The 22,209-nt window shown below is 70.8% G+C and carries 22 protein-coding genes; 11 read left to right on the plus strand and 11 right to left on the minus strand.

All coding sequences use genetic code 11. The annotated features are described in order from the left end of the window. Positions 1 to 10: 10 nt before the first annotated feature. Entirely contained in the window at positions 11 to 589 is a 579-nt protein-coding gene (locus VFE82_RS10480; protein ID WP_325000252.1) for an SAM-dependent methyltransferase, read from the plus strand. A gap of 51 nt (positions 590 to 640) precedes the next feature. On the opposite strand, the gene metK is transcribed toward VFE82_RS10480, so the two are convergent. After that, on the minus strand, positions 641 to 1,822 hold the full coding sequence (gene metK / locus VFE82_RS10485) for a methionine adenosyltransferase (protein WP_325000253.1): 1,182 nt from the start codon (positions 1,820 to 1,822) through the stop codon (positions 641 to 643). 141 nt (positions 1,823 to 1,963) lie between these two features. Between metK and VFE82_RS10490 the strand changes: the two genes are divergently transcribed. Further along, positions 1,964 to 2,782: a lysophospholipid acyltransferase family protein gene (locus tag VFE82_RS10490; protein ID WP_325000488.1), complete on the plus strand. Its 819-nt coding sequence runs from the start codon at positions 1,964 to 1,966 to the stop codon at positions 2,780 to 2,782. Further along, positions 2,782 to 3,648, plus strand: coding sequence for a lipid A biosynthesis acyltransferase (locus VFE82_RS10495; protein ID WP_325000254.1), 867 nt, complete (start codon positions 2,782 to 2,784; stop codon positions 3,646 to 3,648). Before VFE82_RS10490 ends, VFE82_RS10495 begins: the two co-directional genes overlap by 1 nt. A gap of 3 nt (positions 3,649 to 3,651) precedes the next feature. On the opposite strand, the gene VFE82_RS10500 is transcribed toward VFE82_RS10495, so the two are convergent. Together VFE82_RS10500 and yihA are read right to left on the minus strand one after the other, a co-directional pair. Continuing rightward, positions 3,652 to 4,572, minus strand: coding sequence for an alpha/beta hydrolase (locus tag VFE82_RS10500; RefSeq protein WP_325000255.1), 921 nt, complete (start codon positions 4,570 to 4,572; stop codon positions 3,652 to 3,654). Next, positions 4,569 to 5,279 (minus strand): ribosome biogenesis GTP-binding protein YihA/YsxC, encoded by a 711-nt coding sequence (gene yihA / locus VFE82_RS10505; protein ID WP_325000256.1) that lies wholly within the window; start codon positions 5,277 to 5,279, stop codon positions 4,569 to 4,571. Before yihA ends, VFE82_RS10500 begins: the two co-directional genes overlap by 4 nt. 82 nt (positions 5,280 to 5,361) lie before the next feature. Here yihA and VFE82_RS10510 point away from each other — a divergent pair, with 82 nt between their 5' ends. The 5 genes from VFE82_RS10510 to VFE82_RS10530 all read left to right on the plus strand — a co-directional run bounded on the left by VFE82_RS10510 (position 5,362) and on the right by VFE82_RS10530 (position 11,274). Beyond that, positions 5,362 to 6,036 carry a c-type cytochrome gene (locus VFE82_RS10510; protein ID WP_325000257.1) on the plus strand — a complete coding sequence of 225 codons (675 nt, stop codon included), beginning with the start codon at positions 5,362 to 5,364 and terminating at the stop codon, positions 6,034 to 6,036. A gap of 94 nt (positions 6,037 to 6,130) precedes the next feature. Continuing rightward, positions 6,131 to 8,245: a cytochrome c biogenesis protein ResB gene (locus VFE82_RS10515; RefSeq protein ID WP_325000258.1), complete on the plus strand. Its 2,115-nt coding sequence runs from the start codon at positions 6,131 to 6,133 to the stop codon at positions 8,243 to 8,245. Beyond that, complete coding sequence (gene ccsB / locus VFE82_RS10520; RefSeq protein ID WP_325000259.1) at positions 8,245 to 9,564, plus strand: c-type cytochrome biogenesis protein CcsB; 1,320 nt, start codon at positions 8,245 to 8,247, stop codon at positions 9,562 to 9,564. The genes VFE82_RS10515 and ccsB overlap by 1 nt, the downstream gene beginning before the upstream one ends. Positions 9,565 to 9,634: 70 nt before the next feature. Beyond that, positions 9,635 to 10,630 carry a protein-methionine-sulfoxide reductase catalytic subunit MsrP gene (msrP, locus tag VFE82_RS10525; RefSeq protein WP_325000260.1) on the plus strand — a complete coding sequence of 332 codons (996 nt, stop codon included), beginning with the start codon at positions 9,635 to 9,637 and terminating at the stop codon, positions 10,628 to 10,630. After that, positions 10,630 to 11,274 carry a protein-methionine-sulfoxide reductase heme-binding subunit MsrQ gene (locus VFE82_RS10530; protein WP_325000261.1) on the plus strand — a complete coding sequence of 215 codons (645 nt, stop codon included), beginning with the start codon at positions 10,630 to 10,632 and terminating at the stop codon, positions 11,272 to 11,274. Before msrP ends, VFE82_RS10530 begins: the two co-directional genes overlap by 1 nt. On the opposite strand, the gene lysA is transcribed toward VFE82_RS10530, so the two are convergent. Further along, the gene (gene lysA, locus VFE82_RS10535; protein ID WP_325000262.1) at positions 11,271 to 12,545 is read right to left on the minus strand and encodes a diaminopimelate decarboxylase; all 1,275 of its coding nucleotides are present in this window, start codon (positions 12,543 to 12,545) and stop codon (positions 11,271 to 11,273) included. The two genes, VFE82_RS10530 and lysA, sit on opposite strands and share 4 nt — an antisense overlap. After that, entirely contained in the window at positions 12,542 to 12,796 is a 255-nt protein-coding gene (gene lptM / locus VFE82_RS10540; protein ID WP_325000263.1) for an LPS translocon maturation chaperone LptM, read from the minus strand. Before lptM ends, lysA begins: the two co-directional genes overlap by 4 nt. 348 nt (positions 12,797 to 13,144) lie before the next feature. Between lptM and VFE82_RS10545 the strand changes: the two genes are divergently transcribed. Beyond that, positions 13,145 to 13,930, plus strand: coding sequence for a sigma-70 family RNA polymerase sigma factor (locus tag VFE82_RS10545; RefSeq protein WP_325000264.1), 786 nt, complete (start codon positions 13,145 to 13,147; stop codon positions 13,928 to 13,930). Between the two features lie 16 nt (positions 13,931 to 13,946). Next, positions 13,947 to 15,089 (plus strand): tetratricopeptide repeat protein, encoded by a 1,143-nt coding sequence (locus VFE82_RS10550; RefSeq protein WP_325000265.1) that lies wholly within the window; start codon positions 13,947 to 13,949, stop codon positions 15,087 to 15,089. 93 nt (positions 15,090 to 15,182) lie between these two features. Here the strand turns inward: VFE82_RS10550 and VFE82_RS10555 are convergent, their stop codons facing one another. Both VFE82_RS10555 and VFE82_RS10560 read right to left on the minus strand, forming a co-directional pair. After that, complete coding sequence (locus tag VFE82_RS10555; RefSeq protein WP_325000266.1) at positions 15,183 to 16,169, minus strand: phosphatidate cytidylyltransferase; 987 nt, start codon at positions 16,167 to 16,169, stop codon at positions 15,183 to 15,185. Between the two features lie 7 nt (positions 16,170 to 16,176). Beyond that, entirely contained in the window at positions 16,177 to 16,788 is a 612-nt protein-coding gene (locus tag VFE82_RS10560) for a lysophospholipid acyltransferase family protein (RefSeq protein ID WP_325000267.1), read from the minus strand. 99 nt (positions 16,789 to 16,887) lie between these two features. Here VFE82_RS10560 and VFE82_RS10565 point away from each other — a divergent pair, with 99 nt between their 5' ends. Further along, positions 16,888 to 17,718: a CAP domain-containing protein gene (locus VFE82_RS10565; RefSeq protein ID WP_325000268.1), complete on the plus strand. Its 831-nt coding sequence runs from the start codon at positions 16,888 to 16,890 to the stop codon at positions 17,716 to 17,718. Between the two features lie 3 nt (positions 17,719 to 17,721). On the opposite strand, the gene mtgA is transcribed toward VFE82_RS10565, so the two are convergent. The 4 genes from mtgA to VFE82_RS10585 are packed head-to-tail and all read right to left on the minus strand — an operon-like array spanning position 17,722 to position 22,198. Then, positions 17,722 to 18,453, minus strand: coding sequence for a monofunctional biosynthetic peptidoglycan transglycosylase (mtgA, locus tag VFE82_RS10570; RefSeq protein ID WP_325000269.1), 732 nt, complete (start codon positions 18,451 to 18,453; stop codon positions 17,722 to 17,724). 6 nt (positions 18,454 to 18,459) lie between these two features. Further along, positions 18,460 to 19,293 (minus strand): shikimate dehydrogenase, encoded by an 834-nt coding sequence (gene aroE, locus VFE82_RS10575; RefSeq protein WP_325000270.1) that lies wholly within the window; start codon positions 19,291 to 19,293, stop codon positions 18,460 to 18,462. Beyond that, positions 19,290 to 20,144: a TonB family protein gene (locus VFE82_RS10580; RefSeq protein WP_325000271.1), complete on the minus strand. Its 855-nt coding sequence runs from the start codon at positions 20,142 to 20,144 to the stop codon at positions 19,290 to 19,292. The genes aroE and VFE82_RS10580 overlap by 4 nt, the downstream gene beginning before the upstream one ends. Beyond that, complete coding sequence (locus tag VFE82_RS10585; RefSeq protein WP_325000272.1) at positions 20,141 to 22,198, minus strand: ribonuclease catalytic domain-containing protein; 2,058 nt, start codon at positions 22,196 to 22,198, stop codon at positions 20,141 to 20,143. Before VFE82_RS10585 ends, VFE82_RS10580 begins: the two co-directional genes overlap by 4 nt. Positions 22,199 to 22,209 lie beyond the last annotated feature (11 nt).

The raw sequence follows: 22,209 nt of genomic DNA on the forward strand, positions 1-22,209 counted from the left end.
GGACGATCCCATGCCCCACGAGACATTGAACCGCCGCGCCGCGGCCTCGCTCCTGCTGCTGCCCCTGGTGGGCCGAGCGCCGTCCGCCGTCGCCCAGGAGGGCCGGCCCAGGCTGGACGTGCCCTACGTGCCGACCGTGATGCCGGTGGTGGAGAAGATGCTGGAGATGGCCAAGGTGCGCCAGGGCGACGTGCTCTACGACCTGGGCTGCGGCGACGGTCGCATCGTGGTGACGGCGGCCAAGAAGTACGGCGCCTCCGGGGTCGGCATCGACATCGACCCGCAACGCATCCAGGAAGCACGTGAGAACGCCGAACGCGAGGGCGTCGCCTCGCGCGTGCAGTTCCGGCAGGCCAACCTGTTCGAGAGCGACTTCTCCAAGGCCAGCGTGGTCACGCTCTACCTGCTGCCCGACATCAACCAGAAGCTGCGGCCGCAGTTGTGGCGCCAGCTCAAGGTGGGCACCCGGGTGGTGTCGCACGACTTCGACATGGGCGACGCGTGGCCGCCCGAGCGCACCGAGCGGGTCGGCAACAAGACGGTGTACGCCTGGACGATCAAGCCGGAGCACAAGAAGGCGGCGGCCTGAGCGGCGGCCGGGGGCGCCGCCCGGAGCGTGACGTTTCTAGCGCAACGGGGCTTACTTCAGGCCGGCGGCCGCGCGCAGGACGGCGGCCTTGTCCGTCTTCTCCCAGGCGAACTCCGGCTCCTCGCGGCCGAAGTGGCCGTAGGCGGCGGTCTTCTCGTAGATCGGGCGCAGCAGGTCCAGCATCTGGATGATGCCCTTCGGGCGCAGGTCGAAGTGCTCGTTCACCAGCGCGGCGATCTTCTCGTCGGAGATGACGCCGGTGCCCTCGGTGTAGACCGTGACGTTCATCGGCTTGGCCACCCCGATCGCGTACGCGACCTGGATCTGGCACTGGCGCGCCAGGCCGGCCGCCACGATGTTCTTGGCCACGTAGCGGGCGGCGTAGGCGGCCGAGCGGTCGACCTTGGACGGATCCTTGCCGGAGAACGCGCCACCGCCGTGCGGGCAGGCGCCGCCGTAGGTGTCCACGATGATCTTGCGGCCAGTCAGGCCGCAGTCGCCCTGCGGGCCGCCGATGACGAAGCGGCCGGTCGGGTTGATCAGGTAGCGGGTGTCCTTCAGCCACTCCTTCGGGAGCACCGGCTTGATGATCTCCTCGATCACCGCCTCGACGAACGCCGGCTTCATCTTCGCGCCGTCGCTCATCTCGGGCGCGTGCTGCGACGACAGCACCACGGTGTCGATGCTGTGCGGCTTGCCGTCGACGTAGCGCATCGTGACCTGGCTCTTGGCGTCCGGGCGCAGGAACGGCAGGCGGCCGTCCTTGCGCAGCTGGGCCTGGCGCTCGACCAGCCGGTGCGCGTAGTAGATCGGGGCCGGCATCAGCACCGGCGTCTCGTCGCAGGCATAGCCGAACATCAGGCCCTGGTCGCCTGCGCCGGTGTTCAGGTGGTCGTCGCTCGCGTGGTCGACGCCCTGGGCGATGTCGTTGGACTGCTTGTCGTAGGCCACCAGCACCGCGCAACCCTTGTAGTCGATGCCGTACTCGGTGTTGTCGTAGCCGATGCGCTTGATGGTGTCGCGCGCGACCTGGATGTAGTCGACATGCGCGTTGGTGGTGATCTCGCCGGCCAGCACCACCAGCCCGGTGTTGGTCAGCGTCTCGGCGGCCACGCGGCTGCGCGGGTCCTGCCTGAAGATCGCGTCGAGGATGGCGTCGGAGATCTGGTCGGCGACCTTGTCGGGGTGGCCTTCCGAGACGGATTCGGACGTGAAGAGGAAGTCGTTCGCCATTTGAATAAACTCCAGCGGTTCGGTTGACAAGGCGCGTTGCCTTGGCCGGAGCTTCGGGCGAACGCTTTAGCAGATTTCTTTAGCGTCGCCCTGCAAGTAGTTCATAACTCGGCGACAGGCCCCATTCTAAATCCCTCCGTGGTGACTCTCCTGTTTCGAGCCCTGGCCGTGCTGCCGCTGTGGCTGCTCCACGTCATCGGCCGGGCATTCGGCTGGCTGGCGTTCCTCGGCTCGCCCACCTACCGGCGCCGGTTCGTCGAGAACGCCGGCCAGGCCGGCTACCGGCTGCGCGACGTCCGCGGCGCCATCGGCGCGGCGGGCCAGCTCATCGCGGAGGTGCCGCGCCTGTGGTTCGGCCGCGGTGCGCCCGTCCAGTGGTCCGGCGCGCACCTGATCGAGGCCGCCCGCGACCGCGGGCGGGGCATCGTCTTCCTCACCCCGCACCTGGGCTGCTTCGAGGCGACGGCGCAGGGGTACGCCTCGCGCTTCGGGCCGATCACGGTGCTGTACCGGCCGGCCCGCAAGGCCTGGCTGCGCGAACTGGTCGACCGCTCCCGCCTGCGCGAGAACCTGTTCGCCGCCCCGACCACGCTGGCAGGGGTCAAGCAGATGCTCAAGGCGCTGCAGGCCGGCCAGGCGATCGGCCTGCTGCCCGACCAGGTGCCGCCGGCCGGCCTGGGCGTGTGGGCACCGTTCTTCGGCCGCCCGGCCTACACCATGACGCTGTCCGCGCGCCTGGCCCGGCAGGCCGGGGCCGAGGTCCTGCTCGCGTGGGGCGAGCGGCTGTCGTTCGGGCGCGGCTACCGCATCCACCTGCGCGCCTGGGGCGGCGAGATGCCGGCCGACGCCCAGGACGCCGCGACCCAGGTGAATGCCCGGATGGAAGCGTTGATCCGCGAGTGCCCGTCGCAATACCTGTGGGGCTATGCCCGCTACAAGACGCCGCGGGGGGCTGCCTGATGCTCAGCCGCCTCGGCGTCGTCTTCATGCGCCTGCTCGCGCCCTTGCCGCTGCGCTGGGTGCGCGCGCTTGGCTGGCTGCTCGGCTGGGTGCTGTACCTGGTGGTCGCCAAGCGCCGGCACGTGGTCAAGGTCAACCTGGACCTGTGCTATCCGCAATGGACCGAGCAGGAGCGCCGCGCGCTCGTGCCGCGCGTGTTCATCGCGTTCGCGCAGGCCTGGCTCGATCGCAGCTGGATCTGGCACGGCCGCCCGGACGTCGTGCGCGACCGCGTCAAGCTCACGGGCGCGCTGTCCGAACTCGAGGGCCGCGAGCCGACGGTGATCTTCTGGCCGCACTTCGTCGGCATGGATGCCGGCTGGACGGCCTTGACGCTGGACAGCGAACGGCCGTTCATGACCATCTACACGCACCAGGCCAACCCGGTGGTGGATGCCTGGATCCTGGCCGGCCGCCAGCGCTTCGGCCAGGTGCGCCTGTTCCGCCGCGCCGACGGCGTGAAGGCGGTGATCAGCGCCCTGCGCGAGGGCACGCCCCTGTGCCTGCTGCCCGACATGAACTTCGGCGCCGAGGAATCCATCTTCGTGCCGTTCTACGGCGTGCCGGCCGCCACCGTGCCTTCGCTCTCGCGCTTCGCCCGGCTCGGGCGGGCGAAGGTGGTGCCGCTGCTGACACGCATCACGCCGGGCGGCTACGACGTGCAGGTGCTCCCTGCCTGGCGCGACTATCCGACCGACGACCTCGAGGCCGACACCGCGCTGATGAACGAGCGCCTGCAGGACTACATCGACGGCATGCCCGAGCAGTACTACTGGGTGCACAAGCGCTTCAAGACACGCCCGCCCGGCGACCGGCCGGTCTACTGAGCTTCAGGCGGGGCTGGCCAGGAAAGCGGCCAGCCGGTCGGCGACGAAGCCGGGCCGCTCGTGCACGATCCAGTGGGAGGCGCCCGGCACCCGCTCCAGGGTGAGCTGCGGCACGTAGTCCTCGAGGCCCTCGACCAGCCCCGGCGGCAGCGCCGTGTCCTCCATGCCCCACAGCACCAGGGTGGGCAGCGGCACCGACAGCATCGAGGGCGGCAGCGTCACCCCCGCCGCGGCCGGATCGCCGGGGCGTGGCGGGCGCAGCGGGGAGGTGCGGTAGTAGTTGCAGCCGCCCACCAGCCCGCTGCCCGGCGGGCTGCCCGCAGGGCCGTTCCAGACCTGGCGGTATTGCGCCTTCACCGGCTCGGTCAGCCAGCCGGCATCGCCCCAGCCGGTGAAGAACGCCCACAGGCGCCGGTAGTCGTCCTGAGCCAGCAGCTGCTCGGCATCCGGGCGGATCAGGAAGTTCATGTAGGCACTGGCTTCCTGCTGCCGCGGGTTGTCGCGCAGCTCGCGCAGGAAGGTGCCCGGATGCGGCGAGTTGATGATCGCCAGGCGCCGCGCCAGGTGCGGCAGCTGGTTGGCGAGGTTCCAGGCCACGGCGCCGCCCCAGTCGTGCGCCACCAGGCAGTCGAGCGTGCCGCCTTCGAGGGCGATCAGGGCGGCGATGTCCTGCACCAGGTGCTTGGGGCGGTAGGCTGCCACGTCCGCCGGCGTGCTGGAACGCTCGAATCCGCGCAGGTTCGGCGCCACGCAGCGGTAGCCGCCGTTCTCGGGCCGCGCGAAATGCAGCAGCAGCTCGTCCCACACGAAGGCCGCTTCGGGAAATCCGTGCAGGAACAGCAGCACCGGCCGGCCGCGCTCGCCGGCTGCGCGGCAGCTGAGGGTGATGCCGTGCGCAAGCGGCTGCAGCCAGGTCTGGATCATGCGTCCTCGGGGTCGGGCGGCTCGCCTTCGGCCGCAGGGTGGGTCCATTGCCAGAGCAGCAGGGCGGTCTCCGGGATGCCTTGCCGCTTCAGGGCGGAGAACAGTCTGACCTCGCCGCCGCCGGCCTGCAGTCGCGCGATCGACAGCGCCTTGGCCTGCTCGGCACGGGTCAGCTTGTCGGCCTTGGTCAGCAGCACCAGGAACTTCAGGCCCTGCTCGACCCGCGGGCGGATCACCTCGAGCAGGATGTCGTCGAGCTCGGTCAGGCCGTGCCGCGGGTCGCACAGCAGCACGACGCCGCGCAGGTTGGGCCGGCTGACCAGGTAGTTGGCCATCACCTGCTGCCAGCGCAGCTTGTCCTGCTTGGGCACGGCCGCGTAGCCGTAGCCGGGCAGGTCGGCCAGCACGGCATCGGTGATGCCCTGCTTGCCGAGCGAGAACAGGTTGATGCTCTGGGTGCGGCCGGGCGTCTTGGAAGCGAACGCCAGCCGCTTCTGCTGCGTGAGGGTGTTGATGCAGGTCGACTTGCCGGCATTGGAGCGGCCGACGAAGGCGATCTCCGGATGCTCGTGCGGCGGCAGGAATTCGAGCTTGGGCGCCGTGGTCAGGAAGCGGGCGGTGTGCAGCCAGGCGATGGCGCGGTCGGCCTCGGCCTTGGGAGCCGCCGCGCCTGCGCTGCCGGGGGCGGATCCGGGCGTTGGGTTCATGAGGGTGTCCGACCCGGAATGGGAGCCGGGGAGGCGCATTGTAGAATCGCCGGGTTTTGCGCCAAAGAACCTGAAGACACCCATGAAGTTGCTCGCTTCCCTGCTGACGGCCGCGTTCCTGGCGGCGCCCGCGCTCGACTCCCTCGCCCAGCAGCAAGGGGGCGCGCCCGCCGGCGAGAAGCCGGCCGCCGCACCGGCAGCGGCGGCGCAACCTGCCAAGCCCGACGCGGCGCAGGGCGAGGCCAAGTTCGGCGCGGTGTGCGTGGCCTGCCACGGCGCCGGCGGCAATTCGGGGATCACGGCCAACCCGAAGCTGGCGCAGCAGCATCCCGAGTACATCGTCAAGCAGCTGCAGGACTACAAGGCCGGCAAGCGGCAGAACCCGATCATGCAAGGTTTCGCATCGCAGCTGACCGAAGCCGACATGCGCAACATCGCCGCCTACGTGTCCTCCAACAAGGCCAAGGAAGGCTTCGCGCGCGACAAGGACCTGGTCACCCTGGGCGAGCGCATCTACCGCGGCGGCATCGCCGATCGCCAGATCGCCGCCTGTGCGTCCTGCCACAGCCCCAACGGCGCCGGCATCCCGGCCCAGTACCCGCGCCTGGCCGGCCAGCATGCCGACTACACGAGCGCCCAGCTCGCCGCGTTCCGCGACGGCGGCCGCAAGAACAGCGTGCAGATGACCCAGATCGCCGCCAAGCTGAACGACCGCGAGATCCGGGCGGTCGCCGATTACATCTCCGGCTTGCGATAAGTCAGCCGGCGGGCGCGGCGGGAACCAAGCAGCGCCTGGCAGACACTACAGTAGGGCGGGGTCCTCGGATGCCCGCCTTTTTCTTTGACGTGCCATGACCGTCTCCACCCACGGCCTCCGCCTCGCGACGCCCTCGCAACGACTGCGCACCGCGGTGGAGCTGCTGTCGTCGATGCGGTTCGCCATCTCGCTGCTGACGGTCATCTGCATCGCCTCGGTGATCGGCACCATCCTCAAGCAGCACGAGCCGGCCACCAACTACGTCAACCAGTTCGGGCCGTTCTGGGCCCAGCTGTTCCTCGCGCTCAAGCTCAATGCGGTCTACAGCGCCTGGTGGTTCCTGCTGATCCTGGCGTTCCTGGTGACGAGCACCTCGCTGTGCATCGCGCGCAACACGCCCAAGATCCTGGCGGACCTGCGCAACCACAAGGAGACCATGCGTGAGCAGAGCCTGCAGGCGTTCGGCCACCGCGCGCAGGGTGCGCTGGCCGATGCGCCGGAAGCGGCGGCGCGCCGGATCGGCCAGGCGCTGGCGCGCTCGGGCTGGAAGGTCAAGCTGCAGCAGCGGCCCACCGACCAGGGCGACGGCTGGATGGTCGCGGCCCGTGCCGGCGCGGCCAACAAGCTCGGCTACATCGCGGCACACAGTGCGATCGTCCTGGTGTGCCTCGGGGGCCTGTTCGACGGTGACCTGATCGTGCGCGCGCAGATGCTGCTGGGCGGCAAGACGCCCTACACCGGCGGCGGCATGCTGGCCGATGTCCGGCCCGAGCACCGGCTGCCGGCCACCAATCCGACCTTCCGCGGCAACGTCCTGGTGGCCGAAGGCTCCCAGTCGGCCACGGCCATCCTGAGCCAGTCGGACGGCATCCTGCTGCAGGAGCTGCCGTTCTCGATCGAGTTGAAGAAGTTCATCGTCGAGTACTACTCGACCGGCATGCCCAAGCTGTTCGCCAGCGAGATCGTGATCCACGACCGCGAGACGGGCGAGGCGGTGCCGGCGCGCGTCGAGGTCAACCACCCGGCCCGCTGGCGCGGCATCGAGATCTACCAGTCCAGCTTCGACGATGGCGGCTCCAGCGTGAAGCTGGCGGCGGTGCCGCTCAACGGCACCGGCCGGCCGTTCGAGGTCGCCGGCGTGATCGGCGGCAACACCCAGCTGACCCGCGCCGATGGCACGGCCGCCCAGTCGATGACGCTGGAGTTCAGCGGGCTGCGCGTCATCAACGTCGAGAACATGGCCGATGCCTCGCGCAGCGGTGCCGACCCGCGCAAGGTCGACCTGCGCGACTCGATCGGCCAGCACCTGGGCGCCGCCAACAAGCCGGGCGGCAGGAAGGAGCTGCGCAACATCGGTCCGTCGGTCAGCTACAAGCTGCGCGACGCGGCAGGGCAGGCGCGCGAGTACAACAACTACATGCTGCCGGTGGACATGGGCGACGGCGTGCCCGTCTTCCTGCTCGGGATGCGCGAGACCCCGGCCGAACAGTTCCGCTACCTGCGGCTGCCGGCCGACGACCAGGGCAGCATCGACGGTTTCGTGCGCCTGCGCACCGCGCTGGCCGATCCGGCGGCGCGTGCCGAGGCCGTGCGCCGCTATGCCGCCAAGGCCACCGACCCCGCCCGCCCGGCGGTCACCGAGCAGCTGGCCGCCTCGGCGGGCCAGGCGCTGGCCCTCTTTGCCGGGGATGCCGCCGCCGGTGGCAAGGGCGCCGGCCTGGGCGCGGTGTCCGACTACCTCGAAGCCCGCGTGCCCCAGGCCGAGCGTGACCGCGCCGGCGAGGTCGTGGTGCGCATCCTGGGCGGGGTGCTGTTCGAGCTGGCGCAGCTCACGCGCGAGAGGGCGGGCCTGCAGCCGCTTGACGCCGGTGAACGCACGCAGGCCTTCATGGCGCAGGCGGTGGTCGCGCTGAGCGACGCCTTCCTCTACCCGGCGCCGATGGCCTTCCAGCTCAAGGATTTCCAGCAGGTGCAGGCCAGCGTGTTCCAGGTGACCCGTTCCCCCGGGCGCAATGTTGTCTACCTGGGGTGCGCGTTCCTCATCATCGGCGTTTTTGCGATGCTCTATGTCCGCGAGCGCCGCCTCTGGGTGTGGCTCGCGCCCGCCGGCGGCGGCAGCGCGGTCTCCATGGCCCTGTCGAGCAACCGGCAGACCCTGGAAGTCGACCGCGAGTTCGAGCGGCTGCGCCACCAACTCCTGGGATCCTGATGAACACCGCCACTCAGACCATCACGCTCGACGACGGCTTTCTCGCCCGGCGACGCCCCCTCGACTGGCTGTTCGCCCTGGTGGTGGCGGCCGGCGGCCTGTTCGCCTTCAGCCGGTACTCGGCCCACATGGATGTCTACGAGAAGGGCATCCTGCTCGGCGCCATCCCGGCGGCGATCTGGCTCGGCTGGTTCTGGCGCCCGCTGCAGGCGCTGATGGTCGGCGTGGCCGGGCTGTCGCTGCTGGCCATCGGCTCGTACGAGGGATCGCTGGCCCGTGCCGACAGCGTGTTCTGGCTGAAGTACTTCCTGTCCAGCCAGTCGGCCATCCTCTGGATGAGCGTGCTGTTCTTCATGAGCACCGCGTTCTACTGGCTCGGCATGTTCGCGCGCGGCGAGGCCGGCACGATGGAGCGGCTGGGCTCTCGCATCGCCTGGGCGGCGGTCACGATGGCGCTGGTGGGCACCATGGTGCGCTGGTGGGAGAGCTACCTGGTCGGTCCCGACGTCGGGCACATCCCGGTGAGCAACCTGTACGAAGTGTTCGTGCTGTTCTGCTGGCTCACGGCGCTGTTCTACCTCTACTTCGAGGCGCAGTACGGCACCCGCTCGCTCGGCGCCTTCGTCCTGCTCGTGGTCAGCGCGGCGGTCGGCTTCCTGCTCTGGTACACCGTGGTGCGCGAGGCGCACGAGATCCAGCCGCTGGTGCCGGCACTCAAGAGCTGGTGGATGAAGCTGCACGTGCCGGCGAATTTCATCGGCTACGGCACCTTCGCCCTGTCGGCGATGGTGGCGTTCGCCTACCTGATCAAACAGCAGGCGGGCGAGACCCGCTGGTGGAAGCTGGCGCCCTTGTGGCTGCTGGGCATCGTGCTGTGCTTCGAGCCGGTGGTGTTCCGCAAGACGGTCGAGGGCGGCAGCAGCTACTGGGCGGTGTACTTCGGCATCGCAGCCCTGATCGTGGCGGGCATCCTGGTGGCGCGCCGGCGCATCGCCGCCCGCCTGCCGTCGTTCGAGGTGCTCGACGATGTCATGTACAAGTCCATCGCCGTCGGCTTCGCGTTCTTCACGATCGCGACCGTGCTGGGCGCCCTCTGGGCCGCCGAGGCCTGGGGCGGGTACTGGAGCTGGGACCCCAAGGAGACCTGGGCGCTGATCGTCTGGCTGAACTATGCGGCGTGGTTGCACATGCGCCTGATGAAGGGCCTGCGCGGCGCGCTGTCGGCCTGGTGGGCGCTGGTGGGTCTGGCCGTCACGACCTTCGCCTTCCTGGGCGTCAACATGTTCCTGTCGGGTTTGCACAGCTACGGCACCCTGTGATGTGAATCCGCTGTAAGGTCGTCGCGCGTATCCGGAGCAACGTCGCTCCGACGCCATGCCAGAGGACTCCATGCTGATCAAGACCGGCCGCGACGGCTTCATCCATCCCGTCTCCAGCGAGATCACGCCGCAGGCGGTCTACCGCGACCGGCGCGAGATCCTGCGCCTCATGGCCACCGGCGCGGCGGGCACGGCACTGGCCGCCTGGGCCGGGCGCCAGGCCCAGGCGCAGGCGCAACGTCCCGGCAAGCTGGCCGCGTTGCAGGCGGCACGGTCCACCGTCCCAGGGGCGGTGACCATGGAGAAGGTGACCGACTACAAGGACGCGAGCACCTACAACAACTTCTACGAATTCGGCACCGACAAGGCCGACCCCGCCAGGAACGCCCACACCCTGAAGACGACGCCGTGGACGGTGGAGGTCGAGGGACTGGTGAAGAAGCCGGCGAAGTACGCGCTGGAAGACCTGCTCAAGCTCGGCGCGCAGGAAGAGCGGATCTACCGGCTGCGCTGCGTCGAGGGCTGGTCGATGGTGATCCCGTGGGTCGGCTACTCGCTGTCCAAGCTGGTCGAGAAGGTCGAGCCGATGGGCAATGCGAAGTTCGTCGAGTTCATCACCCTGGCCGATCCCAAGACCATGCCGTATGTCGGCTCGCGGGTGCTCGACTGGCCCTATGCCGAGGGCCTGCGCCTGGACGAGGCCATGCATCCGCTCACGCTGCTGTCCTTCGGCATGTATGGCGAGGTCCTGCCGAACCAGAACGGCGCGCCGGTGCGGCTCGTCGTGCCCTGGAAGTACGGCTTCAAGAGCGCCAAGAGCCTGGTCAAGATCCGCTTCACCGACCGCGAGCCCAAGACCGCCTGGAACAAGGCTGCCGCCAACGAGTACGGCTTCTATTCCAACGTGAATCCCGAGGTCGACCACCCGCGCTGGAGCCAGGCGACCGAGCGCCGCATCGGCGAGGACGGCCTGTTCGCCAAGAAGCGCAAGACGCTGATGTTCAACGGCTACGAGGCGCAGGTCGGTCAGCTCTACGCCGGCATGGACCTCAAGAAGAACTATTGATGGTGGCGCCGGCACGTCGTGGTCGACGGGTGGTCTGGCTGCATCCCGCTGCCAAGCCCGTCCTCTTCGCCGCGTCGCTGCTGCCGTTTGCCTGGCTGTTCTACGGCGCGTGGGCCGACCAGCTGGGCGCCAACCCGGCCGAACACCTGATCCGCGCCACCGGCGACTGGACCCTGCGGTTCCTCTGCCTGACGCTGGCCGTCACGCCGGTGCGCACCATCGCCGCGCAGCCCGCGCTGGCGCGGTTCCGCCGCATGCTGGGGCTCTTCACCTACTTCTACGCCACCTTGCACCTGGTGGGCTATGCCTGGTTCGACATGGGGCTGGATGTCGCCGACATCGCCAAGGACATCGCCAAGCGCCCGTTCATCCTGGTGGGCTTCACGGCTTTCCTGCTGCTGACGCCGCTGGCCGCCACCTCGTTCAACCGGGCCATCCGCGCGCTGGGCGCGGCACGCTGGCAGGCCCTGCACCGCGTCATCTACGCGATTGCCGGCGTGGCGATCCTGCACTTCTTCTGGATGCGTGCCGGCAAGAACAACTTCGCCGAGGTCGCCATCTACGCGGCGATCCTCGGCGTGCTGCTCGGCTGGCGGTTGTGGCGGCAGTGGCGCGGCACGGCGCTGCAGCCGCAGCGCGGCTAGCGCACCAGGCGCTCGCCACGCAGGAGGTCTGGCACCTGCTCGCGCTCGCGGATCAGGTGGGCGCGGTCGCCGTCGACCAGCACCTCGGCCGCGCGCGGGCGGGTGTTGTAGTTGCTGGCCATGCTCATGCAATAGGCACCGGCGGACAGCACGGCGAGCAGGTCCCCGGCCTGCACTGCCAGGCTGCGGTCGCGGCCCAGCCAGTCGCCGCTTTCGCAGACCGGGCCGACCACGTCGTACACGGCGCCGGCCGCGCCCGCCGCGGGGCGCGAGACAGGCTCGATGCCGTGGAACGCCTCGTACATCGCCGGGCGCGGCAGGTCGTTCATCGCGGCGTCGACGATGCAGAAGTTCTTCTGCTCACCCGGCTTGAGGTACAGCACCTCGGTCACGCACACACCGGCGTTGCCCACCAGCGAGCGGCCCGGTTCGATCATCAGTTCGCGGTCGCCGTAGCCCCGCGCGTCGAGCTTGCGCAGCAGCTGCGCCCACAGCGCGTCGGCCGCGGGCGGCCGGTCGCCGCGGTAGTCGATGCCCAGGCCGCCGCCGAAGTCGATGTGGCGCAGCCGGATGCCCGCCGCCTCGATGGCATCCACCAGGTCGAGCACGCGGTCCATCGCGTCCAGGTAGGGATCGCTCTGCGTGATCTGCGAGCCGATGTGGCAGTCGATGCCGACGACGTCCAGGTTCGGCAGCGATGCGGCGCGCCGGTAGGCCGCCAGCGTGCGCTCGTGGGCGATGCCGAACTTGTTGCCCTTGAGACCGGTCGAGATGTACGGATGCGTTTTCGCATCGACATTGGGATTCACGCGGATGCTGACCGGTGCGCGGCGGCCGGCGCGGCCGGCGACTTCGTCGAGCACCTCGAGCTCGGCCTCGCTCTCGACGTTGAAGCAACCGATGCCCGCCTGGAGGGCCTGCGCCATCTCGGCGCGCGTCTTGCCGACGCCCGAGAAGATCACGTCAGCGGGCCGGCCACCGGCCGCGAGCACGCGCTCGAGCTCGCCGCCCGACACGATGTCGAAGCCGCAGCCCGCGCGGGCGAACACCTGCAGCACGCCCAGCGACGAGTTGGCCTTCATGGCATAGCAGATCTTCGCGCGGCGCCCGGCAAACCCGCGCTGGTAGGCCGCCAGCGCCTCGAGCATGGCGGCCTTGGAATAGATGAACAGCGGCGTGCCGTGCTCGCGCGCCAGGTCGCGCACGCGCAGCTGTTCGACGTGCAGCTCGCCCTCGCGCCAGCTGAAATGGGGATGGCCGGGATGCGTCATGGATTGCGGACCGGTGCAGCGGTCCCCGTGCCCTGGCCGCCCGTGGAAGCCTCCGGCAGCGGAGAGGTGGGATTGGTGGGCGTGCCGATCGGAACCAGCACCTGGGGCAGCGTCGCGCGATTGGCCGCCGCCGGATCGGTGGGCAGGTACAGGGGCCCGCGCTGACCGCAGCCCGCCAGGGCGACCAGCACAGCCGCCAGCAGCGCGCCGGGTGCGGCCCTGCCGCGGGAGATTCGACCGGGATTCGACATCGCGAAATTGTACGGGTCGGCATCTGCCGCGCCGGCGTGCAGAGACCGGTGCCGAGCCGCGCGCGAGCCGCGTCCTCCGCCGAGCAGGGGATGCCAGCCGGCGGGCGCGGGCCTACCGTTGCGCCCAGTTGCGACCAACGCCGCCGCGCCGGACGCTGGCCCGAACGCGTGGCGCCCCATGCACGACGGCCAGCCGAGCGCACCCCCCCGACTTGTTCGAACCGGACCGCCAATGACCGCCTCCGCCCCGGCCTCGCCGACCCGCACCGCCGTGCTGCGCCGCAGCGGGCGGGGGGCCGCCGACCGCCGCGCCGGCCCGGCCACGTCGCGGTGCCGAGCGCCCGGCGCATGAACCCGGGGCCGCTTGCCCACGAAGCGGCGCCGGCCGGCGCGGCGCCCCACGAACTGGCGCTGTGGCAGCGGCTGCGCGCCCAGGACGACCCGGCTGCCCGCTCCGAGTTGCTGGCGCTGCACCTGCCCTATGCCCGGGTGGTGGCCGCATCGCTCTATGCCCGGCGCTACCACGATGACATCGAGTTCGCCGACTACCTGCAGTATGCGAACGTGGGCCTGCTCGAGTGCGTGGATCGCTACGACCCGGCCCGCGGCGCGCAGTTCAGGACCTTCGCCTCGCGCCGGATGCACGGGGCCATCCTGAACGGCATCGAGCGGCTCACCGAGAAGCAGCAGCAGATCACGGCGCGGCAGCGCCTCCAGGCCGAGCGCCTGGACCGGATCAAGGCCCAGGCGCACCGGCACGATGCGGACGGGCCGCTGCCCGCATCCCCCGAGCCGCCGCTGTTTCGCTACGTCGCCGAGGTCGGGATCGGGCTCGCGCTGGCATGGCTCCTCGACGGCACCGGGATGGTCGAGGACGCCGAGCGCAGCGAATCGGTTCCGTTCTACCGCGACGCCGCCGTCCGCCAGGTGAGGCAACGCCTCGACGCCATCGTCGGCGCGCTGCCGGCCCAGGAGCGGCTGGTGGTGCGCAGCCACTACCAGCAGCAGATGCGGTTCGACGAGATCGCGCAGATGCTGCATCTGACCAAGGGGCGCATCTCGCAGATCCATGCGCAGGCGATGCGGCACCTGCGCGAGGCGGCCGCCACGGCCGATCTCGATTGCACCGCCTGACCAGGTGTCCCGGACCGTGACCACCTCCGACCCCGCCGGCCGCCGCGAACGTCTCGAGGCCTATCTGGCCGAGGATCCGGACAACCCGGCACTGCTGGCCGAGGCCTTCGATGCCAGCCTCGCCGCCGGCGATCTGCCACGCTGCGCGGTGCTGGCCGAGCGCGGCGTGGCCAACGGGGCCGATGCGTCGGCCTGGGCGCTGCGGACCGCGCGTGTCTGCCTTGCACGCGGCGATGCGGCTGCGGCCGAAGCCCTGTTGCAGCCGCTGCAGGCCGAGGGGCATGCCAGCCTGGCGATCGGGCACGACCTCGCCCTGGCCCGCTTCCTCCAGGGGGACGTCGAGGGGTGTCGCCGGCTGCTCGATCCTTGGATGCAGGCGGGCGCGAGCACCCGCGAGAACACGCAGGCACGGGCCGCCGCCGCGGCGCTGTGGCTGCGGGCGCTGCACCGCCTGGGGCGGCTCGCGCAGGCCCTGCAGTGGCTGGAGGAGGCGCAGCCGCCTGTCGATGCGGCGGCCGACGTGCTCGGCATCGCCAGCCTGGTGGCCCTCGATGCCGGCCGGTTCGATGTTGCCCTTGCGCTGGCCGATCGGTGCCTGGCGGCCTCGCCTGACCAGGCCGAGGGGCTCGTCGCCCGTGGTTCGGTCGCCATCGCGTCGGCCGACACCGCGTGCGCGGAGCAGCTGCTCGCGCGGGCGCTGGCGCTGCGCCCGGCCGACGGCCGCGTCTGGTCGGCTGCCGGGCTGGCGCGCATGCAGGCGCGCGACTGGAACGGCGCGCAGCAGCGGCTGGCGCAGGCGGTGCGACGGATGCCCGGGCACGTCGGCAGCTGGCACGCGCTCGGCTGGACCGAGCTGTTCCGGCATGACCTCGCGGCGGCGCGGGAAGCCTTCGGGCAGGCGCTGGCGCTCGCTCCCGCTTTCGCCGAAAGCCATGGCGCGCTGGCCATGGTGCTGGCGCTCTCGGGGCAGGCGGAGGAGGCCCGCCGCAGCCTGGCCACCGCCAGGCGGCTGGACCCCGACAACGTCACCGGACGCTACGCGCGGGCGGTGCTGCGGGGAGAAGCCGGGCCGGCGGCATCGCGCGAGCTGGCGGCGGCCGTGCTGGACCGCCCCGGCTTCTTCGGCGAAACGCTGGCGGCCTGGCTGCCCGCCGCGTGAGGACGCCGCCGCGCGCGCCTGCCCGTGGCCGTGGCCGTGAGACGTGAGACGTGAGACGTGAGAGGTGAGACGTGAGACGTGAGCCGCGGGCGGTCAGACGCCGAAGTACCAGCGCACCGAATGGAAGAAGATCGGCGCGGCGAAGCACAGCGCGTCCACCCGGTCCAGCAAGCCGTTGGCCCCCGTGATGGAGGGGCGGTGGCCCCAGGCCGGGACGCCGCGGTCGCGCTTGAGGGCTTTCATCACGAGGTGACCCAGCGAGCCGGCGGCGCACGCGATCACCGCCATCGCGGCCGCCTGCCCGGGCTTGAACGGCGTGACGAACGCCAGCGCCGCGCCCAGCATGCCCCCCACGCCCATGCCCAGCGCCCAGCTCGCCCAGTTGAAGCTCTTGCTCACCTCGGGGATGCTCGGCGGGCGGCGCAGCCGCCGGGCCAGCAGGTGTTGCACCACCATGCAGGTCTGCACCACGAACACGAGGAAGAACACCAGGAACGCCCCGCTGCCGCCGTTGCCCTGGCCGAAGTCCAGCAGCATCAGCGCCGGCACGTGGCTCATGCCGTACACGCACACGACGATGCCCCACTGCAGCTTGGCGTTGCGCTCCAGGAAGCGCTGGGTGTCGCCGCCGAGCGCGCTGGCCAGCGGCAGCGCCAGGAAGACGTAGACCGGGATGAACACGGTGAACAGGTCGAAGTGCCGCGTGGCCGCCAGCCAGAACTGCACCGGCAGGACGACGAAGAACGCCAGCACCAGGCTGCGGTGATCGGCGCGCCGCGTTGGCGACAGGGTGATGAACTCCCGCAGCGCCAGGAAAGCGATCGACGCGAACAGCACCGTGGCGACCGTCTCGCCGGCCGCCCAGCCGATCCAGAACACCGTGACCATGAACCACGAGGTGCCGAGCAGCCGGCGGAAGTCGCGCAGCGCCTCGTGCCAGGCCTCGTCGTGCGCATCCTCGCGGGACCGGAACGTGAGCAGGAAGGCGGTGACGCTCACCAGCACCAGCACGCCGAAGACGATCAGGAAAAGGGCGCCGACCTGCTGGTCGGGCGTGAGGCTGCGCAGGAAGGCGTTCATCGCGGGCTCACAGGTCGCGCAGGGCGATCACCGCCTGCCGGGCGCGCTGCAGGAAGGCCTGGCGCTCCTCGCCGGGCAGCAGCTGCACCGGCGCGCCGAAGGTGACCGAGCACAGGATCGGCACCGGCACCACTTCCCCCTTGGGCATCACGCGCTGCACGTTGTCGATCCAGGCCGGCACCAGCACCACGTTCGGAAAGCGCAGAGCCAGGTTGTACAGGCCCGCCTTGAACGGCTGCGGTTCCTCGGCGTGGCCGCGGGTGCCTTCGGGGAACAGGATGATGGAGTCGCCGTTCTCGAGCGCCTGCACCAGCGGCTCGAGCGGATCGGCGTCGCCGGTGCGGGCGCGGTCCACGTAGACGGCATTGAACACCGCGGTGGTGATCCACTCGCGCAGCCGGCTGCGGGTCCAGTAGTCGCGGGCGGCGATCGGGCGCGTGATGCTGCGCAGCTCCTGGGGCAGGGCGGCCCAGATCATCACCAGGTCGGCGTGGCTCTGGTGGTTGGCGAAGTAGATGCGCTGCTCGGCCTTGGGCGGGCAGCCGGACCAGCGTGCCTGGGCACCGGTGAGCAGGCGCACCAGGCCCAGGAGGAACAGGCTCATGGCCTTGGCGAGCATCGGGCGATGATAGCCACGGTCGAGCAGAGGCCGGCACAACTGCTTGCGGCTGATGCGGCGCGCCACGCCTGGCACCCAGCGCGCTCGCTATGCTGGGCCATGGCCCTTCCGTTCCGTCACCCCGGCACCATCGCCGGGTTGCTGGCCCTGGCCGCCACTGGCGCGCAAGCCGATGACCTCTTCGACGCCGTCGCCCAGGCGCGCCGGCAATGTGCCGCCGGTGCACCTGCGCTGCGCGCCCAGCCGCGGCTGGACGATGCGGCGGCGCGGGTGGCCCAGGGGAGTCCGCTGCAGGCGGCGTTGCAGTCCAGCGGCTACCGGGCGCGGCGCAGCTTCCAGTGGGCGCTCGGCGGCTACGCTTCGCCGCAGGCGGTGGGCCAGGCGCTGGTCCAGAAGCATTGCGGCACGCTCGGCGATCCGCAGCTCACGGAAGCCGGTGTGCTGCGGCGGGGCACCGCGTACTGGATCGTGGGGGCGGCGCCATTCGAGCCGCCGCCGCAGGCGCAGGCGGGCGAGGTCGCACAGCAGGTGCTCGCGCTGGTGAACCAGGCCCGCGCGCAGGCCCGGCGCTGCGGCTCGCGATCGTTCGCCGCCGCTCCGGCACTGTCGCTCGATGCCGCGCTGACCAAGGCCGCCGCCGCGCATGCCGAGTCGATGGCGCGGTACGGCTACATGGAGCACACCGGGCGCGATGGCAGCACCCCGGCCGACCGTGCCACCCGGGCCGGCTACCCGTGGCGCAGCATCGGCGAGAACGTGGCCATGGGCCAGACCACGCCGCAGCAGGTCGTGCAGCAGTGGCTGACCAGCCCGCCGCACTGCGCCAACATCATGGAGCCGCGCTTCACGCAGATGGGCGTCGCGTTCAGCGTCCATCCGACCAGCGAGGGCGGGATCTACTGGGCCCAGACCTTCGGGCTGCCGCGCTGAGGGTCAGGGCAGCTCGGCGTGCCGCATGCGCGCGGAGATGGTGCCGGCGCGGCTGGCCAGGTAGCGGGAGTTCGGCACCTTCTCGAAGTAGCGCGGGCGCGGCAGCATGACGGCCAGGCGCGCCGCCTCGTAGGGCGTGAGCTGCGAGGCGTGCTTGCGCCAGTAGTGCTGCGCCGCCGCCTCCGCGCCGAACACGCCTTCACCCCACTCGACGCTGTTCAGGTAGATCTCGAGGATCCGCTGCTTGGACAGCATGCGCTCCAGTGTCCAGGCGAGCACCAGCTCCTGGCCCTTGCGCAGCATGTGGCGCTCGCCCGAGAGCAGCAGGTTCTTGGCCAGCTGCTGGGTGATGGTGGAGCCGCCGACGATCCTGGGTGCGCGCGTGGTGCCCGGCCGCAAGGCCGGCCGGCGCGCTGCCTGCTCCTCGGCCTTGGCATTCTTCTCCCAGGCCTTCTCGATGGCCTCCCAGTCGACGCCGTCGTGGTTGACGAAGTCGTCGTCCTCCGAGGCGATCACCGCGCGCTTGAGGTTGTCGGAAATCCTCTCGTACGGCACCCACTCCTGCTTCCACCGCAGCCGGCCCTTGTCGTTGGCGATGCGCCACGCCTCGGACCGCTGGAACGCGGTGGACTGCGGGTCGACCGACGCGGTCACCGCGATGCGCAGGATGAAGAAGGTCTCCAGGCAGCAAGCGGCCGCGACCACCAGCAGCAACCAGCGCAGCACGCCCTTCATGGCCGGTCAGGCGGCAAGCAGGCCGCGCAGGTCGGCCAGGACGCCCGCAGTGGGCGGCTGCACGCCGCGCCAGACCGTGAACGACTCGGCGGCCTGCTCGACCAGCATGCCCAGGCCGTCGCGCCCGACCGCCCCGTGCGCCCGGGCCCAGTCGAGAAAGCCCTGCGCGGCAGTGCCGTACATCATGTCGTAAGCCAGCGTGCCGGGTCGCAGCACGCGCGCATCGACCGGGACGGCGTCCCCGCCCAGGCTGCTGGCGGTGGCGTTGACCACGATGTCCTGGTCCGCCGGCGCATCGCCCAGGGCGCAGGCGTCCAGCCGCACCCCGGCGGTGCGGGCCGGATCGGCGTGGCGGGCGACCAGCAGGCGGGCCTTGTCGACCGTGCGGTTGGCGATGGCGATGACCGCCGGACGGGCCTCGATCAGCGGTCCGAGCACGCCGGCTGCCGCGCCTCCTGCGCCCACCAGCAGCACGCGCCGGCCGGCCAGGTCGATGCCGGCGCTGACGATGTCGCGCACCAGGCCCACGCCGTCGGTGTTGTCGCCGTAGGTGCCATCGGCGTCGAAACGCAGCGTGTTGCACGCGCCGGCCAGCCGCGCCCGCTCGCTCAGGCGCCCGGCCAGGGCGAAGGCCTCGAACTTGAAGGGCACCGTCACGTTGCAGCCGCGCCCACCGGCGGCCCGGAACGCCTGGATGGCGCCGGAGAACCCGTCGATGGGGGCGAGCAGGCGCTCGTACTGCACGGCCTGGCCGGTGAGCTGCGCAAAGCGCGCGTGGATCCAGGGCGACCTGCTGTGTTCGACCGGGTTGCCCACGACGCAGTAGCGGTCGGCGGTCATCGGCTGGTGAGCTTGGTTTCCAGGGTCTCGTCGCGGGTGAACTTGAAGCGCGAGACCACCACGATCTGGTCGGCGCGGCGGCGCATGGCCTCGCTGAAGCGGCCGAAGGGGCCGGCGGCGCGCGCGATGCTCTGCGCCCGCCGATCGAGCGTGAGGTTGCCGGAGGTCTCGACCACTTCGGTGTCGAGCACCCGGCCATCGTGGTTGACGGTCACGATCATGGTCAGCTCGCCATAGAGCTTGCGGCCGGCCAGCTCCGGGAAGTTGTGCGTGCCGCGCTCCTCGACCTTGCGGCGCAGCGTGTCGTAGTAGACGGCGTACACCTCCTCGCGCGTGGCGGGGCTGATGTAGCGCTTCTTGGGGCGCGCGTTCTCTTCGTTGATGCGGCGCTCGATCTCGGCCAGCAACTGGGTGAGCTGGCGGCGCTTCTGCTCGCGCTCGCGCGCCTCGGGCGAGTTGGCCGGCTGCGTCGGATCGGCCGGCGGCATGGCCGCGAGCATCGCCTTGACCTGCGACAGCATCACGACCTGCTGCTCCTGCATCGACTCGATCTTGCGCTGCGCTTCCTCGGCGGCCTCGCCCACTTCGGTCAGGGCGGAGGGCGGCAGGGGCGAGGTCGCGCGGCCCTTGTCGGCCTCGCCGCCGCCGGCCAGCGTGGTCTGCGCGATGGCCTGGGCCTTGTCGGGCTTGTCGGCGCTGCGCGCGTTGACCAGGACCACTTCGAGCGGCGTGTCCTGGAACACGCGGTTGAACGCCTGCGGGTCGACCAGGCGCACCGTCAGCAAGGTGGCATGGACGGCGACGGAGACGCCCAGCGCGATCTGCAGAGTGCTGACGGACTTGAGGTTCACGAGGGCGGATTATCCGCCCCATTGTCGGGTTCGCCCGCTTCGTTCACATCGACCGCGATCGCGATCGGGCCGGCAACGGGCTCTTCCTCCTCGGCGCTGTCGTCTTCCGCCGACAGTCCGGCCGCCGCCGTGTCCAGGCGCTCCAGCACGGTGCCCGTCACTTCCAGCGTGATGTCGTCGATCGCGCCCAGGCGCACGCGCACCTGGGTGCCGCGCGGCAGGCCCTCGGCGCCCATGGCGGGCAGCACCAGCGGCAGGTCGTCGGCGCGCACCAGGCCCTCGCGGAAGACCGTGCCCACCAGGTCCTGCAGCTTCTTCTGGCGCACGTACTGGAGCGTCCAGAACCGCTCCATGCCGGCCTGGTAGCCGTTGTAGGCGGTGGCGGCGGCGTCGAAGCTGGAGATGATCGAGAACAGCTCGGCGTCCTTCGGCTTGAACGGCGCGGCGAGCGCCGCGGTGCGGCCGTGGCGGGCCGCCGCGATGATCTGCCACTGGTTCACCAGGTCGGTGTAGCGGCGCAAGGGCGAGGTGCTCCACGCGTAGCACTTGACGCCGATGCCGGCGTGCGGGGCGGCCTTGGTGCCCATGCGCACCTTCACCCCGGGCGCCAGGCTGGCCTGGCTGCGGTAGATGCCGGGCACGCCCAGGTCGGCCAGCAGCTGGCCCCAGGTGCTGTTGGCCAGGATCATGGCCTCGGCCACGATCAGGTCCAGCGGCGCGCCGCGCCGGCGCACGGTGATCTCGACCTGCTCGCCGCCGGTGGGCTCGCCGCCGTCGTGGCCGACCAGGCGGAAGTTGTAGTCCGGACGGCTGAAGCTCTCGGGCTTGCCCCGCACCAGCTCGCGCGCGGATTTCAGCTGCCGCGCCAGGCGCCACAGGAACGACAGCGGTTCGCGCAGCCGGGCCGCCGGCGCCGGCACATCGGCCGGCGCGGCGCCCCCTTCGAGCCAGGCCTGCGACACGTGTGCGTCGAGCTGGTCGTGGCGCAGGTTGGCCACGATCGGCACCCGTTCCACCCGCGTGGCGGAGTCCCGCATCACCAGGGTCGCTTCGTCGAAGTCGACGTACAGCGAGACGGCCGGGCAGTCCCGCCCTTCCTGCAGCGTGTAGGCCTGCACCACCTCGTCGGGCAGCATGGTGATCTTGTGACCGGGCATGTACACGGTCGACAGCCGCTGCCGTGCCACGTGGTCGATCGGGCTGCCGGGCTGCAGTGCCAGGCCGGGCGCCGCAATGTGGATGCCGACCGTCACGGTGCCGGTGCCCAGGCCCTGGACCGACAGGGCGTCGTCGATCTCGGTGGTGCTGGAGTCGTCGATCGAGAACGCGGCCACGTCCGCCACCGGCAGGTCGCCGCCGATCGCCGGCGCCGCCAGCGGCGGGAAGCCGGTGCCCTTCGGGAAATGGTCGAACAGGAAGCGTTTCCAGTGGAACTGGTACGCCGAGTCGATCGCGCCGGCTCCCTGCAGCAGCGCCAGCGGGGGCGTGCGCGTGGTCCGCGACGCCTCGACCACCGCCTTGTACTCGGGCGAGTTCTTGTCCGGCTTGAACAGGATCCGGAACAGCTGCTCGCGGATCGGCGGCGGGCAGCTGCCGGCGCCCAGTTCCGCCGCCCAGGCAGCGATCTGCTGCTGCACCTGCTTCTTCTTCTCGATCGCGGCCAGCGCCTGCTGGACGATCTCGGCCGGCGCCTTGCGGAAGCGCCCCTTGCCGGCGCGCCGGAAGTAGTGGGGCGCCTCGAACAGCCGGAACAGGGTGGCGGCCTGCTGCTCCAGGCTGGCCTTGTCGCTGAAGTACTCGCGCGCCAGGTCGGCGAACCCGAATTCCTCGTCCGGCGCGAACTCCCAGGCGAGGTCGAGCTCGATGCCCTGGGCCAGGCCCTGCGCGCCCGCGATCAGCTCCGCCGGCTGGGGTTTGTCGAACTTCAGGAGGATGTTGGCGGCCTTGACCTTGACCCGCTTGCCGGTCTCCAGCTCGATCTGCGAGGACGCGTCGGCCTCGGCGAGCACCCGGCCCGCCTGGAACTTGCCGGCCTCTTCGAACAGTGCATACATCGCGTGGATTG

Source organism: Ramlibacter sp., assembly GCF_035655895.1.
In the GTDB taxonomy this organism is placed as follows: Bacteria; Pseudomonadota; Gammaproteobacteria; order Burkholderiales; family Burkholderiaceae_C; genus Ramlibacter.

Bases quoted from the DNA above. Each gene is read 5' to 3' on its own strand.
- VFE82_RS10480 (WP_325000252.1), top strand. From the start codon at position 11: ATGCCCCACGAGACATTGAACCGCCGCGCCGCGGCCTCGCTCCTGCTG.
- metK (WP_325000253.1), bottom strand. From the start codon at position 1,822: ATGGCGAACGACTTCCTCTTCACGTCCGAATCCGTCTCGGAAGGCCAC.
- VFE82_RS10495 (WP_325000254.1), top strand. From the start codon at position 2,782: ATGCTCAGCCGCCTCGGCGTCGTCTTCATGCGCCTGCTCGCGCCCTTG.
- VFE82_RS10500 (WP_325000255.1), bottom strand. From the start codon at position 4,572: ATGATCCAGACCTGGCTGCAGCCGCTTGCGCACGGCATCACCCTCAGC.
- yihA (WP_325000256.1), bottom strand. From the start codon at position 5,279: ATGAACCCAACGCCCGGATCCGCCCCCGGCAGCGCAGGCGCGGCGGCT.
- VFE82_RS10510 (WP_325000257.1), top strand. From the start codon at position 5,362: ATGAAGTTGCTCGCTTCCCTGCTGACGGCCGCGTTCCTGGCGGCGCCC.
- VFE82_RS10515 (WP_325000258.1), top strand. From the start codon at position 6,131: ATGACCGTCTCCACCCACGGCCTCCGCCTCGCGACGCCCTCGCAACGA.
- ccsB (WP_325000259.1), top strand. From the start codon at position 8,245: ATGAACACCGCCACTCAGACCATCACGCTCGACGACGGCTTTCTCGCC.
- msrP (WP_325000260.1), top strand. From the start codon at position 9,635: ATGCTGATCAAGACCGGCCGCGACGGCTTCATCCATCCCGTCTCCAGC.
- VFE82_RS10530 (WP_325000261.1), top strand. From the start codon at position 10,630: ATGGTGGCGCCGGCACGTCGTGGTCGACGGGTGGTCTGGCTGCATCCC.
- lysA (WP_325000262.1), bottom strand. From the start codon at position 12,545: ATGACGCATCCCGGCCATCCCCATTTCAGCTGGCGCGAGGGCGAGCTG.
- lptM (WP_325000263.1), bottom strand. From the start codon at position 12,796: ATGTCGAATCCCGGTCGAATCTCCCGCGGCAGGGCCGCACCCGGCGCG.
- VFE82_RS10545 (WP_325000264.1), top strand. From the start codon at position 13,145: ATGAACCCGGGGCCGCTTGCCCACGAAGCGGCGCCGGCCGGCGCGGCG.
- VFE82_RS10555 (WP_325000266.1), bottom strand. From the start codon at position 16,169: ATGAACGCCTTCCTGCGCAGCCTCACGCCCGACCAGCAGGTCGGCGCC.
- VFE82_RS10560 (WP_325000267.1), bottom strand. From the start codon at position 16,788: ATGCTCGCCAAGGCCATGAGCCTGTTCCTCCTGGGCCTGGTGCGCCTG.
- VFE82_RS10565 (WP_325000268.1), top strand. From the start codon at position 16,888: ATGGCCCTTCCGTTCCGTCACCCCGGCACCATCGCCGGGTTGCTGGCC.
- mtgA (WP_325000269.1), bottom strand. From the start codon at position 18,453: ATGAAGGGCGTGCTGCGCTGGTTGCTGCTGGTGGTCGCGGCCGCTTGC.
- aroE (WP_325000270.1), bottom strand. From the start codon at position 19,293: ATGACCGCCGACCGCTACTGCGTCGTGGGCAACCCGGTCGAACACAGC.
- VFE82_RS10585 (WP_325000272.1), bottom strand. From the start codon at position 22,198: ATGTATGCACTGTTCGAAGAGGCCGGCAAGTTCCAGGCGGGCCGGGTG.